General features: G+C 39.4%; 12 protein-coding genes. 11 read left to right on the forward strand and 1 reads right to left on the reverse strand.

What is annotated here, in order from left to right; translation table 11 throughout:
* The first annotated feature begins 1 nt into the window (after position 1).
* From HMPREF2810_RS06195 to HMPREF2810_RS06230, 8 genes are all read left to right on the forward strand, one after another.
* Complete coding sequence (locus HMPREF2810_RS06195) at positions 2–1,081, forward strand: carbamoyl phosphate synthase small subunit (RefSeq protein WP_025188428.1); 1,080 nt, start codon at positions 2–4, stop codon at positions 1,079–1,081.
* A complete protein-coding gene (gene carB / locus HMPREF2810_RS06200; protein ID WP_002369310.1) occupies positions 1,081–4,263 on the forward strand; it encodes a carbamoyl-phosphate synthase large subunit in 3,183 nt (1,060 codons plus the stop codon). The genes HMPREF2810_RS06195 and carB overlap by 1 nt, the downstream gene beginning before the upstream one ends.
* 107 nt (positions 4,264–4,370) lie before the next feature.
* Positions 4,371–5,162, forward strand: a complete 792-nt coding sequence (locus HMPREF2810_RS06205) for a dihydroorotate dehydrogenase electron transfer subunit (RefSeq protein WP_002365731.1) — start codon at positions 4,371–4,373, stop codon at positions 5,160–5,162.
* Complete coding sequence (locus HMPREF2810_RS06210) at positions 5,159–6,097, forward strand: dihydroorotate dehydrogenase (protein WP_002369312.1); 939 nt, start codon at positions 5,159–5,161, stop codon at positions 6,095–6,097. The genes HMPREF2810_RS06205 and HMPREF2810_RS06210 overlap by 4 nt, the downstream gene beginning before the upstream one ends.
* Positions 6,087–6,800 carry an orotidine-5'-phosphate decarboxylase gene (gene pyrF / locus HMPREF2810_RS06215; protein ID WP_002369313.1) on the forward strand — a complete coding sequence of 238 codons (714 nt, stop codon included), beginning with the start codon at positions 6,087–6,089 and terminating at the stop codon, positions 6,798–6,800. The genes HMPREF2810_RS06210 and pyrF overlap by 11 nt, the downstream gene beginning before the upstream one ends.
* A gap of 1 nt (position 6,801) precedes the next feature.
* Positions 6,802–7,434, forward strand: coding sequence for an orotate phosphoribosyltransferase (pyrE, locus tag HMPREF2810_RS06220; RefSeq protein WP_002357418.1), 633 nt, complete (start codon positions 6,802–6,804; stop codon positions 7,432–7,434).
* A 182-nt stretch (positions 7,435–7,616) separates the two neighbouring features.
* Entirely contained in the window at positions 7,617–8,330 is a 714-nt protein-coding gene (locus HMPREF2810_RS06225) for a carbonic anhydrase (RefSeq protein ID WP_002382382.1), read from the forward strand.
* 18 nt (positions 8,331–8,348) lie between these two features.
* A complete protein-coding gene (locus tag HMPREF2810_RS06230) occupies positions 8,349–9,278 on the forward strand; it encodes a LysR family transcriptional regulator (RefSeq protein WP_002361904.1) in 930 nt (309 codons plus the stop codon).
* Between the two features lie 188 nt (positions 9,279–9,466).
* On the opposite strand, the gene HMPREF2810_RS06235 is transcribed toward HMPREF2810_RS06230, so the two are convergent.
* A complete protein-coding gene (locus HMPREF2810_RS06235) occupies positions 9,467–10,513 on the reverse strand; it encodes a GntR family transcriptional regulator (protein ID WP_002374726.1) in 1,047 nt (348 codons plus the stop codon).
* 156 nt (positions 10,514–10,669) lie between these two features.
* On the opposite strand from HMPREF2810_RS06235, the gene HMPREF2810_RS06240 reads away from it, so the two are divergent.
* From HMPREF2810_RS06240 to HMPREF2810_RS06250, 3 genes are all read left to right on the forward strand, one after another.
* Positions 10,670–11,959 carry a glycoside hydrolase family 125 protein gene (locus tag HMPREF2810_RS06240; protein WP_002369315.1) on the forward strand — a complete coding sequence of 430 codons (1,290 nt, stop codon included), beginning with the start codon at positions 10,670–10,672 and terminating at the stop codon, positions 11,957–11,959.
* A gap of 11 nt (positions 11,960–11,970) precedes the next feature.
* Positions 11,971–14,661, forward strand: a complete 2,691-nt coding sequence (locus tag HMPREF2810_RS06245) for an alpha-mannosidase (RefSeq protein WP_002369316.1) — start codon at positions 11,971–11,973, stop codon at positions 14,659–14,661.
* 161 nt (positions 14,662–14,822) lie between these two features.
* Complete coding sequence (locus tag HMPREF2810_RS06250; RefSeq protein WP_048942127.1) at positions 14,823–16,001, forward strand: pyridoxal phosphate-dependent aminotransferase; 1,179 nt, start codon at positions 14,823–14,825, stop codon at positions 15,999–16,001.
* Positions 16,002–16,064: the final 63 nt, after the last annotated feature.

The raw sequence follows: 16,064 nt of genomic DNA on the forward strand, positions 1-16,064 counted from the left end.
TTTGAAAAGGTTATTGATTTTAGAAGACGGAACAGTATTTGAAGGAAAAGCGTTTGGTGCAGAAGGCAATGTAGTAGGAGAAGTTGTTTTTACTACTGGCATGACAGGTTACCAAGAAGCAATTACTGACCAAAGTTTTAATGGACAAATGATTACTTTTACGTATCCATTAGTTGGAAATTACGGGGTCAACCGAGATGATTATGAATCCATTGCACCAACCTGTAAAGGTGTCATTGTTAAAGAGCATGCGCGGGTTGCTTCAAATTGGCGTCAACAAATGACCTTGGATGAATTTTTAAAGCGCAAAGGGATTCCGGGAATTTCAGGAATTGATACGCGTGCGCTGACTCGTAAGTTACGATCAGCTGGAACAATGAAAGGGAGCATCATTGATGCCGTGGATGATTTGCCGCATGCGTTTGATCAATTAAAAGCGACAGTCATGCCGAAAAATCAAGTGGCACAAGTCTCCACCACTAAGCCTTATCCGAGTCCGGGTGTTGGGCGTAATGTGGTCGTCGTTGATTTTGGGTTGAAACATAGTATTTTGCGAGAATTATCAAAACGGCAATGCAACTTAACCGTGTTGCCTTATAATACAACGGCCGAAGAGATTTTAGAATTAAGTCCCGATGGTGTCATGTTGACAAATGGGCCTGGAGATCCCAAAGATGTGCCTGAAGCTATTGAAATGATTCAAGCAATCCAAGGAAAAGTTCCAATTTTCGGCATCTGCTTAGGTCATCAGTTATTTTCATTAGCAAATGGTGCGGATACGTATAAGATGAAGTTTGGACATCGCGGTTTGAATCATCCTGTACGAGAAATTGCAACAGGACGCATTGATTTCACTTCACAAAACCACGGATATGCCGTGGACGAAGCAACAATTGATCCAGAAAAATTACTTGTGACCCACGTGGAAGTCAATGATGGAACGGTTGAAGGCGTGCGTCATCGGGATTATCCAGCTTTTACTGTGCAATATCACCCAGATGCGGCTCCAGGACCGCACGATGGTCTTCATTTATTTGACGAATTTATGGAATTAATGGATGCATGGAAGGAGCAAAACTAATGCCAAAACGAACGGACATCAAGAAAATCATGGTGATTGGTTCAGGACCAATCATTATTGGACAAGCAGCAGAATTTGACTATGCAGGCACACAAGCCTGTTTAGCGCTAAAAGAAGAAGGGTATGAAGTTGTCTTAGTAAACTCAAATCCAGCGACTATCATGACCGATAAGGAAATCGCGGATCATGTTTATATCGAACCGATTACTTTAGAATTTGTTTCAAGAATTTTGCGAAAAGAACGTCCTGATGCTCTTCTACCAACATTAGGTGGTCAAACTGGATTAAATATGGCGATGGAATTATCGGAATCAGGAATTTTAGATGAGCTAAATGTAGAATTGCTAGGAACAAAGCTCAGTGCGATTGACCAAGCGGAAGACCGTGATTTATTTAAACAATTGATGGAAGAATTAGAACAACCGATTCCAGAAAGTGAAATTGTCAATACGGTGGAACAAGCCGTGGCTTTTGCCAAACGAATTGGCTATCCAATTATCGTTCGTCCCGCATTTACTTTAGGTGGAACAGGCGGCGGCATGTGTGATACGGAAGAAGAACTCCGCCAAATTGCTGAAAACGGTCTGAAATTATCACCAGTTACACAATGTTTAATTGAAAAAAGTATTGCTGGTTTTAAAGAAATTGAATATGAAGTGATGCGTGATTCGGCTGATAATGCGATTGTGGTTTGTAACATGGAAAACTTTGATCCTGTCGGCATTCACACTGGGGATTCGATTGTTTTTGCTCCGAGTCAAACCTTATCAGATTATGAATACCAAATGTTGCGAGATGCGTCTTTGAAAATTATTCGTGCATTAAAAATTGAAGGTGGCTGTAATGTTCAATTAGCTTTGGACCCGCATAGCTTTAATTATTATGTGATTGAAGTGAATCCTCGTGTTTCTCGCTCATCTGCACTTGCTAGTAAAGCCACAGGGTATCCCATTGCGAAGTTAGCTGCAAAAATTGCTGTTGGTTTAACATTAGATGAAATGAAAAATCCAGTTACTGGAACCACTTATGCCGAATTTGAACCAGCTTTGGACTATGTTGTTTCCAAAATTCCTCGATGGCCTTTTGACAAATTTGAAAAAGGTGCTCGAGAACTAGGAACGCAAATGAAAGCAACCGGGGAAGTCATGGCAATTGGCCGCAATATTGAAGAATCCTTATTAAAAGCAGTTCGTTCTTTAGAAATTGGTGCTTATCACAACGAGTTAGCAGAACTAAGTCATGTCAGTGATTTGGAATTAACGAAGAAAATGGTCCATGCGCAAGATGATCGATTGTTCTACTTATCAGAAGCCATTCGCAGAGGATATAGCATCGAAGAATTACAAAGTTTAACGAAAATTGATTTATTCTTCTTGGATAAACTTTTACACATTATCGAAATTGAAACAGCCCTTGAAAGTCACGTGGACAACGTAGCTGTTTTGAAAGAAGCCAAACAAAATGGTTTTTCTGATCGGAAAATCGCAGCACTTTGGGGACAAACAGAACAAGCCATCGCTGACTTCCGCAGAGCCAATCAAATTGTGCCCGTCTATAAAATGGTGGATACGTGTGCTGCAGAGTTTGAATCACACACGCCTTATTTTTATAGCACGTATGAAGTGGAAAACGAAAGCAATGTTTCGAAAAAGCCTTCTGTACTAGTATTAGGTTCTGGTCCCATTCGCATTGGTCAAGGGGTCGAGTTTGATTATGCAACGGTTCATTCTGTCAAAGCGATCCAAGCGGCTGGTTATGAAGCAATTATTATGAATAGTAATCCTGAAACAGTTTCAACAGATTTCTCTGTTTCTGATAAATTATACTTTGAGCCATTAACTTTAGAAGACGTCATGAATGTGATTGATTTAGAAAATCCGATTGGCGTGATCGTCCAATTTGGTGGACAAACAGCGATTAATTTAGCTGAGCCGCTCACAAAACAAGGCGTTAAAATTCTTGGAACAACGATTGAAGATTTAGATCGTGCGGAAAATCGTGATTTATTTGAACAAGCTTTGCAAGAGTTAGCGATTCCTCAACCACCAGGAGATACGGCCACAAGTGCAGAAGAAGCAGTCGTGATTGCTGATCGTATCGGCTATCCCGTTTTAGTTCGTCCAAGTTATGTTTTAGGTGGTCGTGCAATGGAAATTGTCGAAAATCAAAAGGATTTGGAAGATTATATGCGACATGCAGTCAAAGCTTCTCCAGAACATCCTGTCTTGGTTGATAGCTATTTATTGGGACAAGAATGTGAAGTTGATGCCATTTGTGATGGTGAAACAGTACTAATTCCAGGGATTATGGAACATATTGAACGAGCTGGCGTGCATTCTGGTGATTCAATGGCGGTTTATCCACCGCAGTATCTTTCTCAAGAAATTCAAGCAACAATTGCCGATTATACAAAAAAACTGGCACTTGGTTTAAACTGTGTAGGTATGATGAATATTCAATTTGTTATTCATGAAAATCGTGTTTATGTGATTGAAGTGAATCCTCGTGCGAGTCGAACAGTTCCTTTCTTAAGTAAAATCACAGGGATTCCGATGGCCCAAGTTGCTACAAAAGCGATTCTTGGTGAGAAACTGACTGACCTAGGATATCAAGATGGATTATATCCTGAAAGTAAACAAGTTCATGTGAAAGCCCCTGTATTCTCCTTTACGAAACTACAAAAAGTAGATACGTACTTAGGGCCTGAAATGAAATCAACTGGGGAAGTTATGGGTAGTGATTATTATTTAGAAAAAGCCTTGTATAAAGCCTTTGAAGCATCTGGCTTGCATTTGCCAAGTTATGGGGCTGTACTTTTCACCATTGCTGATGAAACAAAAGAAGAGGCGTTAGAAATTGCTAAGCGTTTTTCAGCAATTGGCTATAGTTTAGTCGCAACGGAAGGAACCGCTGACTTTTTAGCGAAGCATCAGTTGCCTGTTAAGAAAGTGACGAAAATTTCTAATCCTGAAGGGGAAACCGTGCTGGATGTCATTCGCAATGGGAATGCGCAAGTGGTAATCAATACCATGGATAAAAATCGTTCCAGTGCCAACCAAGATGGATTTTCAATCCGTCGGGAAGCAGTCGAACATGGGATTCCATTGTTTACCTCACTTGACACAGCAAATGCGATTTTAAAAGTTTTAGAATCAAGAGCCTTTACGACAGAAACCATTTAAGCAAAAATCTGGAACAATCGTCTGAGGAGGACTGTTCCAGATTCTTTTACGAAGAAATAGAAAATCATTTATAGGGGAATCAGAGAATAAAGGAGTGAAGGATACTGATGCAGAGAAAGCAAGAAATGATGACCATTGTAGCTCAAAAACAGTTAGCGCCACGGATTTATCAGTTAGACTTACAAGGCGAGTTAGTGAAAGAGATGACACGACCTGGACAGTTTGTGCATATCAAGGTTCCGCGTGCAGATTTACTTTTGCGGCGACCGATTAGCATCAACCAAATTGATCATTCGAACGAAACCTGTCGTTTGATTTATCGAGTCGAAGGCGCTGGAACGGAAGTGTTTGCCACCATGAAGGCTGGTGAACAATTAGATATTTTAGGTCCTTTAGGAAACGGCTTTGATATAACTACCGTAGCAGCTGGTCAAACTGCTTTTATCGTTGGCGGAGGAATCGGGATTCCCCCATTGTATGAATTATCAAAACAACTCAATGAAAAAGGCGTGAAAGTGATTCATTTTCTTGGTTATGCATCAAAAGAGGTTGCTTATTACCAACAAGAATTTATGGCATTAGGAGAAACACATTTTGCCACAGATGACGGCTCGTTTGGCGCTCATGGCAACGTGGGCCGTTTATTGTCAGAAGCGTTAGCAAAAGGACGGATCCCTGATGCAGTGTATGCTTGTGGTGCGAATGGTATGTTAAAAGCAATTGATTCTTTATTTCCAACACATCCACACGTTTACCTTTCTTTAGAAGAACGGATGGCCTGTGGAATTGGGGCTTGCTATGCCTGCGTTTGCCATAAAAAAGGAGACACTACTGGAGCAAAAAGTGTCAAGGTCTGTGATGAAGGTCCGATTTTTAAAGCAAGTGAGGTTATCTTATGATGAAAAATCCTTTAGCCGTTTCAATTCCAGGTTTAACATTAAAAAATCCAATTATTCCCGCCAGTGGTTGCTTTGGGTTCGGGGAAGAATATGCTAACTATTATGACCTTGATCAATTAGGTTCAATTATGATTAAGGCAACAACGCCCCAAGCACGATATGGAAATCCCACGCCACGTGTAGCTGAAACACCTAGTGGTATGCTAAATGCCATTGGATTGCAGAATCCAGGTTTAGAAGTGGTTATGCAAGAAAAATTACCGAAATTAGAAAAATACCCTAACTTACCGATTATCGCAAATGTTGCAGGTGCTTGCGAAGAGGACTATGTGGCTGTTTGCGCAAAAATTGGGCAAGCGCCTAACGTCAAAGCAATTGAACTGAATATTTCCTGTCCCAATGTGAAACATGGCGGCATAGCTTTTGGTACAGATCCAGAGGTTGCTTTTCAATTAACACAAGCAGTCAAAAAAGTCGCCTCTGTTCCGATTTATGTTAAACTATCACCAAACGTAACGGACATTGTGCCGATCGCCCAAGCAATTGAAGCAGGGGGCGCAGACGGTTTTTCTATGATTAATACATTGCTAGGGATGCGCATTGATTTAAAAACGAGAAAACCTATTTTAGCCAATCAAACTGGCGGACTATCTGGCCCAGCCATTAAACCTGTTGCTATTCGCTTAATCCGACAAGTCGCCAGTGTTTCTCAGTTGCCAATTATTGGAATGGGCGGTGTTCAAACAGTGGATGATGTCTTGGAAATGTTCATGGCAGGTGCTAGCGCTGTCGGTGTTGGTACGGCCAACTTTACAGATCCATATATTTGTCCGAAGTTGATTGACGGATTACCTAAGCGAATGGAAGAGTTAGGTATTGAATCGTTGGAACAATTAATTAAAGAAGTGAGAGAGGGGCAGCAAAATGCACGATAGACCAATTATTGCGTTAGATTTTCCCACGCAAAAAGAAGTGGCTGTTTTTTTAGAAAAATTTCCTAAGGAAGAAGCCTTGTTTGTTAAAGTGGGGATGGAACTTTTTTACGCAGAAGGACCAGCGATTGTTCGCTGGCTTAAAGAACAAGGACACGATGTTTTCTTGGATTTAAAATTACATGATATTCCGAATACTGTGGAAAAAGCGATGACAAATTTAGCAAAATTAGGCGTTGCCATTACTAATGTCCATGCAGCAGGGGGCGTTCGAATGATGCAAGCAGCTAAGGAAGGTCTAATCAAAGGGACTCAGCCAGGCGCTAAGGTTCCTGAGTTAATTGCTGTAACCCAGTTGACTTCTACTAGTGAAGAAGAGATGCACCATGATCAATTAATCAACGTTCCTTTAGAGACAAGTGTCATTCATTATGCTAAATGTGCGGAAAAAGCGGGTCTGGATGGTGTGGTTTGTTCAGCATTAGAAGCACGTGGTATTCAAGAAGCAACCAAGCAGACGTTTATTTGCTTAACACCTGGTATTCGTCCAGCAGGAAGTGCAGTAGGTGACCAACAACGGGTCGTTACGCCGCAACATGCTCGCGAAATTGGGTCCACATATATCGTTGTTGGCCGACCTATTACCCAAGCAGAAAATCCTTATGAAGCCTATCAAGAAATCAAAAAAGACTGGAGCGAAAAGTAACATGACAAAAGTAGCAAAAAAGATTGCCAAAGATTTATTAGATATTGAAGCGGTATTTTTAAACCCTAATGAGCCGTTTACCTGGGCAAGTGGCATAAAAAGCCCGATTTATTGTGATAACCGTATCACGATGAGTTATCCTGCTGTGCGTAAAGAAATTGCAGAAGGCTTAGCGGCAAAAATTAAAGAGACTTTCCCAGAAGTCGAAGTGATTGCTGGGACAGCTACCGCAGGGATTCCACATGCGGCATGGGTAGCCGATATTTTAGGATTACCAATGGTTTATATCCGCAGTAAAGCCAAAGATCACGGCAAAGGGAATCAAATTGAAGGCCGAATTTCTGAAGGACAAAAAATGGTAGTTATCGAGGATTTAATTTCAACAGGCGGTAGCGTGTTAGAAGCGGCAGAAGCGGCGGAACGTGAAGGAGCAACGGTTTTAGGCGTTGCGGCAATCTTCACTTATGAGTTACCCAAAGGAACGGCAAATTTTGCAGATAAACAGATGACGTTACTAACGTTAACCAATTATTCAACTTTAATTGATGCTGCATTAGAAGCAAATTATATCGAAGAAAAAGATGTTACCTTATTACAAGAATGGAAAAAAGATCCTGAAAACTGGGGCAAATAACCGTTGAACTAAAGAAGGTTCTTGTCGTCTGATTTTTAGTGTCATTTTCAGTAACCAGATTTAACGGTAGGAGAACTTAGGTCATTTGCCGAGGAGCGTAATGATCTAAGTTCTTTTGTTTGACGTAGAAAAGATGTTAGGATAGAGTTTTAACATGAGTTTTACCTGATTACTATGTGGAAATGAAGGAAGAGTGTATGAAAAAAATAAAAAATATGGACGTTGAATGGAGCTATACAGGCAACGATGGACCAGAACATTGGCATACGCTATGTGACTGGTTTGCAGAAGGTGCTAAGTTTGCTTATCAATCGCCAATTGCTTTAGAAAAAGAAAGTGCTGAGACAGTAAATTCTCAGATTACGTTTCATTATAAAAAAGAAGAATTCACTGAAAAAGAATTCAAAAATACGTTTCATTTTGTACCACCAAATACGGAAAGTTACGTAATGTTTGAAAATGTTGCGTATCATTTAACCGATATCCATTTTCATATGCCTAGCGAACATTTGCTATCGGGAAAGCAGTATCCGCTAGAATTCCATTTGGTTCATATGAACGATGCTGGCGAAAATTTAGTTGTCGGTTGCCTGTTTACCATCACAGAGGAAGAAAATCGTTTTTCAGAAGCGAATCATCCGATGGACTGGGAAAACGGCACGCACCAACAATGGTTTAATCCGTCAATCTTTTTACCAGAGGAGCGTCTACACTACCATTATGTAGGCTCGTTAACAACACCGCCAACTAAGGGTCCAGTGAAATGGTTTGTATTTGATACCATTCAAAAAATGGATCAAGCCTTTTTAAATAAGATTAAGGAAGGTATGTTGGCCTTTAACAATCGGCCCCTTCAGCCGTTGAATGGGCGTAAGATTTATTTTTCAAATGATTAGTGTGTGGAGGAAAAAGGGTTGAATATTCAACAAATGAAGTATGTTGCTGCCATAGCTAACAATGGGAGTTTTCGGGAAGCAGCCAAAAAACTATTTATTACACAACCTAGCTTGTCAAATAGTATTCGAGAATTAGAAGAAGAACTAGGGATTTCCCTCTTTTTACGTACCAATAAGGGCGCTTTTTTAACAGAAGAAGGAATGGTTTTTTTAGAACAAGCAGAGAAAGTTTTAGTTCAAATGGAGTTATTGGAAAATCGCTATCGCGAGACAGTGACCAGCGAACGATTCTCCATCTCTTCGCAACATTACGATTTTTTAGGTGAGGTAATTGCCAAAGTTCTTAAAAAGTATGGGGATCAATATAAAGATTTTCGTGTCTTTGAAACCACGACCTTAAAAGTAATTGAAGATGTCAAAGGATTTCACAGTGAGCTGGGGATTATTTATTTAAATGAACAAAATAGTGTCAGTATTGAACGGTATTTAGAACAAGCTAATCTAGCCTACGAGGTAATTAGTACTTTTAATACACACATTTTTTTAGGAAATCATCATCCTTTAGCCAAGCAAAAAGAAATTCATTTAGAGGAATTAGTTCCCTATCCACAAGTTCGCTTTAATCAAGAAGGAAGCAATTTTTCCTATTTTTCTGAAGATTTAGTTGAAATTCCTGAACAGGAATCGGTCATTCATACTACGGATCGTGGAACCTTGATGAATTTGTTGGTAGAAACCAATGCTTATGCTTCTGGTTCAGGAGTCGTAACGGGTTTTACGAAGAAAGAAATTCGGTTAGTGCCATTGGCGCCAGCTTTGGAAAATCGTATTTGTTTACTCTTTCCCAAAAATCGGGAAATCAGTCCAATTGGTCGCTACTTTATCAAAGAATTAAAAGCGTTGTTTAAAAAAGAGGTAGATACCAAAACATTTAGCACTAAGGAATAAAAAGAAGAGGTCGGGACAGAAGTGTTTAACTCCGAGAAATAAGAAGGAATTTCCGAAAATTGTTCTATAATTTTTGGAGAATTTCGGCTTATTTCCGAAGGATTTGCTTCTGTTCCCGCCGTTTATTAGTTTTTGAGCGTGGAGCAAAAATCCAAAGTGATTTTTGTCCCACGCTCTTCTTTTTTGGCTCATTTTGAAACAGTAGAAATGGTTTCTCTTTCAATTAATGTGACAGGCACTTGAATGTCTTCTATGATTTGAAGGTCTTGTTGCATCGTTTGTAATAACACTTCACCAGCTAGTTTTCCCATTTCTTTAAAGTCTTGCGCCATGGTTGTTAATGGCGGTTCGACAAATGCTGCTGCTTGAATATCGTCAAAACCAATAATCGATAATTCTTCTGGCACATGAATACCTAGGTTTTTACAGTTTCGTAAACAATGTAACGCGCTGAAGTCATTATCGCAGACCACGGCTGTGAGTTGGTGCGCCTCAAAATACTGTTTAAAGTTGTGTTCATCTAAGAGATTGGTTTCCGTGATTGCTGTATGAAACGCCAGATTGGCTTCTTTTAAAGCTTGGAGATAACCTAAATAACGTTGCCGAACGGATTGTAGGGCTGGACTTCCTGAAAGGATATATCCAATTTTTGTATGTCCTAAGCCAATTAAGCGTTCGGTTGCTGTTTTACCACCAGCAAAGTTGTCTGATTGAATGGTTGCAAAAGGTAAATCATGGATCTTTTTATCCAAGACAACGACTGGAAAATTCATCAAAGCCAACTCGAACAGTAAGTCGAGATAGTCATTACTAGTAGCAGCATAATAGACAAGCCCGGCAAACTCATTCACAATGTCCGCAGCATTTTTCTCTCTCAAAAAATTAGGCGAGGTCATAAAGACTTCTAAACCAGCTGCTTGAATAGTAGGGGCCAAACCGCTATAGAAATTTCCTACTGATAAATCGTCTGCAAAAGGCAATAAAAAAAGAACTTTATTTAAAGAGGTATGAAGAGGATGCTTTGGTGCTTGAACAAAACTTCCTTTTCCTTGGTGACGTTGGATTACGCCTTGCGTTTCCAACTCAGTTAGCGCTCGTTTGGACGTAATTCTACTGACGTTAAACTGAGCCGATAATTCTTTTTCGGTAGGCACTTGCGCTCCAACAGGCAATCGCCCTGAATCAATTTCATTTTGTAAATAATCAATAATTTGTTGATATAATGGTTGCTTCATTCATTTCACCTCACAATAAGATATATCTTATTTATAGTTTACCATAAATTAATTGGTTTTAAAATGAAAAAAATGATCGAAATCACTAGACAAAGTGAAATGTAAACGCTATAATTCAATTGTTAAATGATATATCAAATTTAAGAGGTGACGAGAATGGTTTATACAGAAGTTCCAAAATCCGTAGCAACATTTATGGAGACAATTACAGAAAAATGCGGTGAAGCACATCAAGATTGGGCAAAAAACTTTCAGGCGGCCTTTGCCAATACTTTACTAACAACAGTGAAACGTCAAGAAGATGGTACTACCTTTTTATTAACAGGCGATATTCCAGCAATGTGGTTGAGAGACTCAACAGCACAAGTTCGTCCCTATTTAGTGATTGCGAAAGAAGACGAAGACCTTGCTCAAATGATTGCTGGTTTGGTTAAACGCCAGTTTCGTTATATTTGCATTGATCCTTATGCCAATGCGTTTAATGAAACAGATAATCATGCAGGCCATCAAACTGATAAGACAGAAATGAATGGCTGGATTTGGGAACGGAAATATGAAATTGATTCATTATGTTACCCGGTCCAATTAGCCTATTTACTTTATAAAAATACTGGGATGACCGAACAATTTAATTCAGATTTTGTGGAAGGCGTCAAAAAAATTCTCAACGTTTTTACAACAGAACAAGATCACGCACAGTCACCTTATTTATTTGAACGAGATACGTGGCGTCAAGAAGATACGTTGGTTGAAGCAGGGAAAGGAACACCAGTTGGCAAAACAGGGATGACATGGTCAGGCTTCCGTCCTAGTGATGATGCCTGCCAATATGGTTACTTAGTTCCTTCTAATATGTTTGCAGTCGTAATTTTAGGCTATATTCAAGAAATTTTCTCTGATGTTTTAGAAGATGCTACGATTGGGGCGATTGCTAAAAAATTACAAGAAGAGATTGAAGAAGGCATCCAAACATTTGGACGAACAAAAAATCAAAATAACGAAACGATTTACGCGTATGAAGTGGATGGCTTAGGCAATGCAAGCGTGATGGATGACAGTAATGTTCCCAATTTAGTAGCAGCCCCTTATCTGGGTTATTGTTCAACAGAGGATGAACAATATTTAACAACGCGTCAAACCTTATTAAGTAAAGAAAATCCTTACTTCTATGAAGGCAAATACGCGAAAGGGATTGGTAGCTCGCATACACCAGAAAATTACGTGTGGCCGATTGCTTTAGCAATGGAAGGAATGACAACCAAAGATAAAGCAGAAAAAGAACGAATTTTAGATTTATTAGTTGCCACAGATGCGGGGACTCATTTGATGCATGAAGGTTTTGACGTAGATAATCCTGAAAATTATACAAGAGAATGGTTTTCATGGGCTAATATGATGTTTTGTGAATTAGTTATGGATTATTTTGACATCCGAGTGGAAAAATAGGAGGAAAAGTAATGACAAAGAAAAAAGTCTATATTGTTTCCCATAGTCATTGGGATCGTGAATGGTATCTGCCTTATGAAGAACATCATATGCGCTTAATTGAATTAGTGGATAATGTATTAGATTTAATTGAAAATGATCCAGAGTTTAACAGTTTCCATTTAGATGGACAAACGATTATCTTAGACGACTATTTACAAGTTCGCCCAGAGAAAAAAGAAGCCGTGAAAAAAGCTGTCCAAGCAGGCAAACTAAAAATCGGACCATTTTATATTTTACAAGATGACTTTTTAATTAGCTCTGAATCCAATGTTCGAAACATGCTGATTGGGCATTTAGAAAGTCAAAAATGGGGAGCACCAGTTCAATTAGGTTACTTCCCGGATACATTTGGGAATATGGGTCAAACGCCTCAAATGATGCAATTAGCAAATCTGCCTGCGGCTGCCTTTGGACGCGGGGTGAAACCGATTGGCTTTGATAACCAAGTCTTAGAAAGCGACTATAGCTCACAATATTCTGAAATGTGGTGGGAAGGTCCTGATCAAACGAAAATTTTCGGCTTGCTTTTTGCTAACTGGTATAGTAATGGGAACGAAATTCCTTCAGAAAAAGAAGCGGCAATCGCTTTTTGGAAACAAAAATTGGCTGATGTGGAACGTTACGCTTCCACAAACCATTTATTGATGATGAATGGGGTCGACCACCAACCTGTACAAAGAGATATTACTAAGGCCATCGCTTTAGCCAATGAACTATTCCCAGAATATGAATTTATTCATTCCAATTTCGATGACTATTTGAAAGCTGTTCAAGAGGAGTTACCAGAAGATTTAGGAACAGTAACAGGTGAATTAACGAGTCAAGAAACGGATGGCTGGTACACATTAGCCAATACTTCTTCTGCTCGCGTCTATTTAAAACAGTGGAACACAAAAGTCCAACGCCAATTAGAAAATATCGCAGAACCTTTAGCAGCAATGGCTTACGAAGTAACTGGCGACTACCCACATGACCAATTTGATTATGCTTGGAAAACATTGCTTCAAAACCATCCGCACGATAGTATTTGTGGCTGTTCTGTCGACGAGGTTCACCGAGGCATGATGACTCGCTTTGAAAATGCCAATGATGTCGGGCATTTCTTAGCAGATGAAGCAACACGACAATTAACAGAAGCAATTGATACAAGTGTTTTCCCAGAAAAAGCGCACCCGTTTGTTTTATTTAATACTAGTGGCTATCAGAAAACGGAGGTTGTCACTGTGGAAGTGGAGATTGAACGATTGCCATTTTATACAGGAAAACCTGAAGATCTTTATCATGAATTAAAACAAAAAGCCACCCCAGATTATCAAGTGATTGATCCAACTGGAAAAGCCGTTGCAAGCCGTATTGTCAAAGAAGATGTTCGTTTTGGTTACGATTTACCTAAAGATGCTTTCCGTCAACCGTACATGGCCAAATACTTAACGGTCGAATTATCTGTCAAAGAAATGGCGCCATTCTCTTGGGATAGCTTTGCATTGATTCAAGGAGAAACGAAAGCTTTTGAAGGAAGTCTTTTGGCTCAACCAGCAACAAATGAAATGGAAAACGAATTTATTCAAGTGAAAATTGAAAACAATGGTAGCTTAACCATTGCTGACAAAAAAACAGGAGAAACATTTTCAAAATTGTTAACATTTGAAGATACTGGCGACATTGGGAATGAATATATCTTTTTCAAACCGACCGAAGACCAAGGAATTACAACCGAAAATGTAACGGCTGAAATCACGAATAAAGAAAATTCCCCTGTAAAAGCAAGTTATCAAATTAAACAAACCGTCATGTTACCAGTTGCGGCAGATGAACGATTAGAAGAAGAACAAAAGGCTGTTCGTGAGTTTAGAGAACGCCTTGCACAACGTTCAACGACGCTTCGCCCGTTCGAAATAACGACAATGGTTACAATGATCAAAGAAAGTAACCAATTGTTCTTTGAAACAACCATTAATAATCAAATCAAAGATCATCGTTTACGCGTGCTTTTCCCAACTGGCATGGTCACAGAAACACACGAAGCGGATAGTATTTATGAAGTCGTGACACGACCAAATCAAGTAAGCGACACATGGGAAAATCCAACAAACCCGCAGCACCAACAAGCGTTTGTGAATGTTCATGACCAAAACAAAGGCGTGACTATCTTCAATGAAGGCTTAAATGAGTATGAAGTCTTAGCAGATGGAACCATTGCGGTCACATTAATTCGTTGTGTTGGCGAACTAGGTGATTGGGGCTATTTTGCGACACCAGAAGCACAATGCCAAGGAGAATATACCTTTAAATATGGTTTGTCATTGCATGGAAAACCAGAAGAACGCTTTGCTACGTATCAACAAGCCTATAGTGCACAAATTCCTTTTACTGCAGCTACTACTGCGCGTCATGAAGGTAAACTAGCACCGAACCATGTCTACTTGACAACGGCAGAAGGACCAATTGGTTGGACAGCCGTTAAACGTCAAGAGCAAACAAATCATTTAGTCGTTCGTGGCTTTAATCTAACAGCGCAAAATATTCCTTGTGAACTTCACAAAGAGACACAACCAGCGACTTGTTTAACAAATGTATTAGAAGAACCGTTGACACCAGCGATAGAAGTTGATGCACCATTACGTCCGTTTGAAATTCGGACATGGCGTTTCGAAAAATAAATAAATAGGAGAACTTTGTTGAAAAGGACAAAGTTCTCCTATTTTCTTTTCTGTCGTTTTTTTGAGATATTTATAATAAAAATCTAGCGAAACAATGAGAAAATCATTCATTTTACGGTCAATTTGTGCTACTATAACGTCAACTGAAGGAGTGAAGCTAAATGGATTTAACCAATCGTTTTAATCGTCAAGTAAATAAAATTGCTGTTTCTTTAATTCGTCAATTTGACGAACAAGTCTCAGGAATTGAAGGTATTTTAAAATTAACGCTAGGAGAGCCGGATTTTAACACACCTGAGCATGTCAAAAAAGCAGCCAAAGAAGCAATTGATGCGAATTTTTCTCATTATACAGGGATGTCTGGTTTATTAGATGTCCGTGAAGCAGCCGCTTATTTTATGAAAGAAAAGTACCATTTGACTTACCAGCCTGCGACAGAAATTTTAGTAACAGTTGGAGCAACAGAAGCGATTTCAGCTTCGTTATTAGCAATTTTAGAACAAGGTGACAAAGTGCTATTGCCAGCACCTATTTACCCAGGGTATGAACCAATTATTACATTGGCGGGGGCGGAACCGGTATATTTGGATACACGAGACAACGATTTTGTCTTGACCCCTGAAATGATTGAAGCGGCAATGGCCGAGCATGGGGAACAAGTCAAAGCAATTATTTTAAATTATCCTAGCAACCCAACTGGTGTCACCTATAACCTCCAAGAGTTGCAAGCAATTGCTGATGTTCTAAAAAAATACGACATTTTTGTGATTAGTGATGAAATTTATAGTGAGTTAACTTATGATGAGAGTCATGTTTCGATTGCTGAAATGTTACGTGACCAAACGATTTTAATTAACGGTTTGTCGAAATCACATGCCATGACAGGCTGGCGGATTGGCTTTATTTTTGCACCAGCGATTTTAACAGCGGAGATCATTAAAGTTCATCAGTATTTAGTTACTGCGGCTGCAACTGTGTCTCAAAAAGCGGCTGTTCGTGCCCTAATCGAAGGAATGCATGATGCTGAAATTATGAAAGAAGAGTATCGGAAACGGCGCGATTTTGTTTATGAACAGATGACTCAATTGGGGTTTGAGGTTGCGCGTCCAAATGGGGCCTTTTATATTTTTGCTAAGATTCCTACTGGTTATGAACAAGATTCTATGAAATTTTGTATTGATTTAGCGCAAAAAGAAGCAGTAGCGTTGATTCCAGGTATTTCTTTTGGCCCAGAAGCAGAAGGATACGTCCGAATTAGTTATGCGTCCGATATGGATAAATTAACAACGGCCATGGAACGAATTGCACATTACATGGCGACACAACGCGTAACGCACTAGCCTTTATAGATTCTTTACACACCTTTACCTTTTATTTACATTTAATTGAAACAGAATTAACAG

Origin of the sequence: Enterococcus sp. HMSC078F03, from assembly GCF_001811595.1 — a bacterium.
GTDB classification, from domain to species: domain Bacteria; phylum Bacillota; class Bacilli; order Lactobacillales; family Enterococcaceae; genus Enterococcus; species Enterococcus faecalis.

Coding starts and splice junctions, on each gene's coding strand:
- HMPREF2810_RS06240 (WP_002369315.1), top strand. CDS start 10,670: ATGGTTTATACAGAAGTTCCAAAATCCGTAGCAACATTTATGGAGACA.
- HMPREF2810_RS06205 (WP_002365731.1), top strand. CDS start 4,371: ATGCAGAGAAAGCAAGAAATGATGACCATTGTAGCTCAAAAACAGTTA.
- HMPREF2810_RS06235 (WP_002374726.1), bottom strand. CDS start 10,513: ATGAAGCAACCATTATATCAACAAATTATTGATTATTTACAAAATGAA.
- carB (WP_002369310.1), top strand. CDS start 1,081: ATGCCAAAACGAACGGACATCAAGAAAATCATGGTGATTGGTTCAGGA.
- pyrE (WP_002357418.1), top strand. CDS start 6,802: ATGACAAAAGTAGCAAAAAAGATTGCCAAAGATTTATTAGATATTGAA.
- HMPREF2810_RS06245 (WP_002369316.1), top strand. CDS start 11,971: ATGACAAAGAAAAAAGTCTATATTGTTTCCCATAGTCATTGGGATCGT.
- HMPREF2810_RS06210 (WP_002369312.1), top strand. CDS start 5,159: ATGATGAAAAATCCTTTAGCCGTTTCAATTCCAGGTTTAACATTAAAA.
- HMPREF2810_RS06225 (WP_002382382.1), top strand. CDS start 7,617: ATGAAGGAAGAGTGTATGAAAAAAATAAAAAATATGGACGTTGAATGG.
- HMPREF2810_RS06250 (WP_048942127.1), top strand. CDS start 14,823: ATGGATTTAACCAATCGTTTTAATCGTCAAGTAAATAAAATTGCTGTT.
- pyrF (WP_002369313.1), top strand. CDS start 6,087: ATGCACGATAGACCAATTATTGCGTTAGATTTTCCCACGCAAAAAGAA.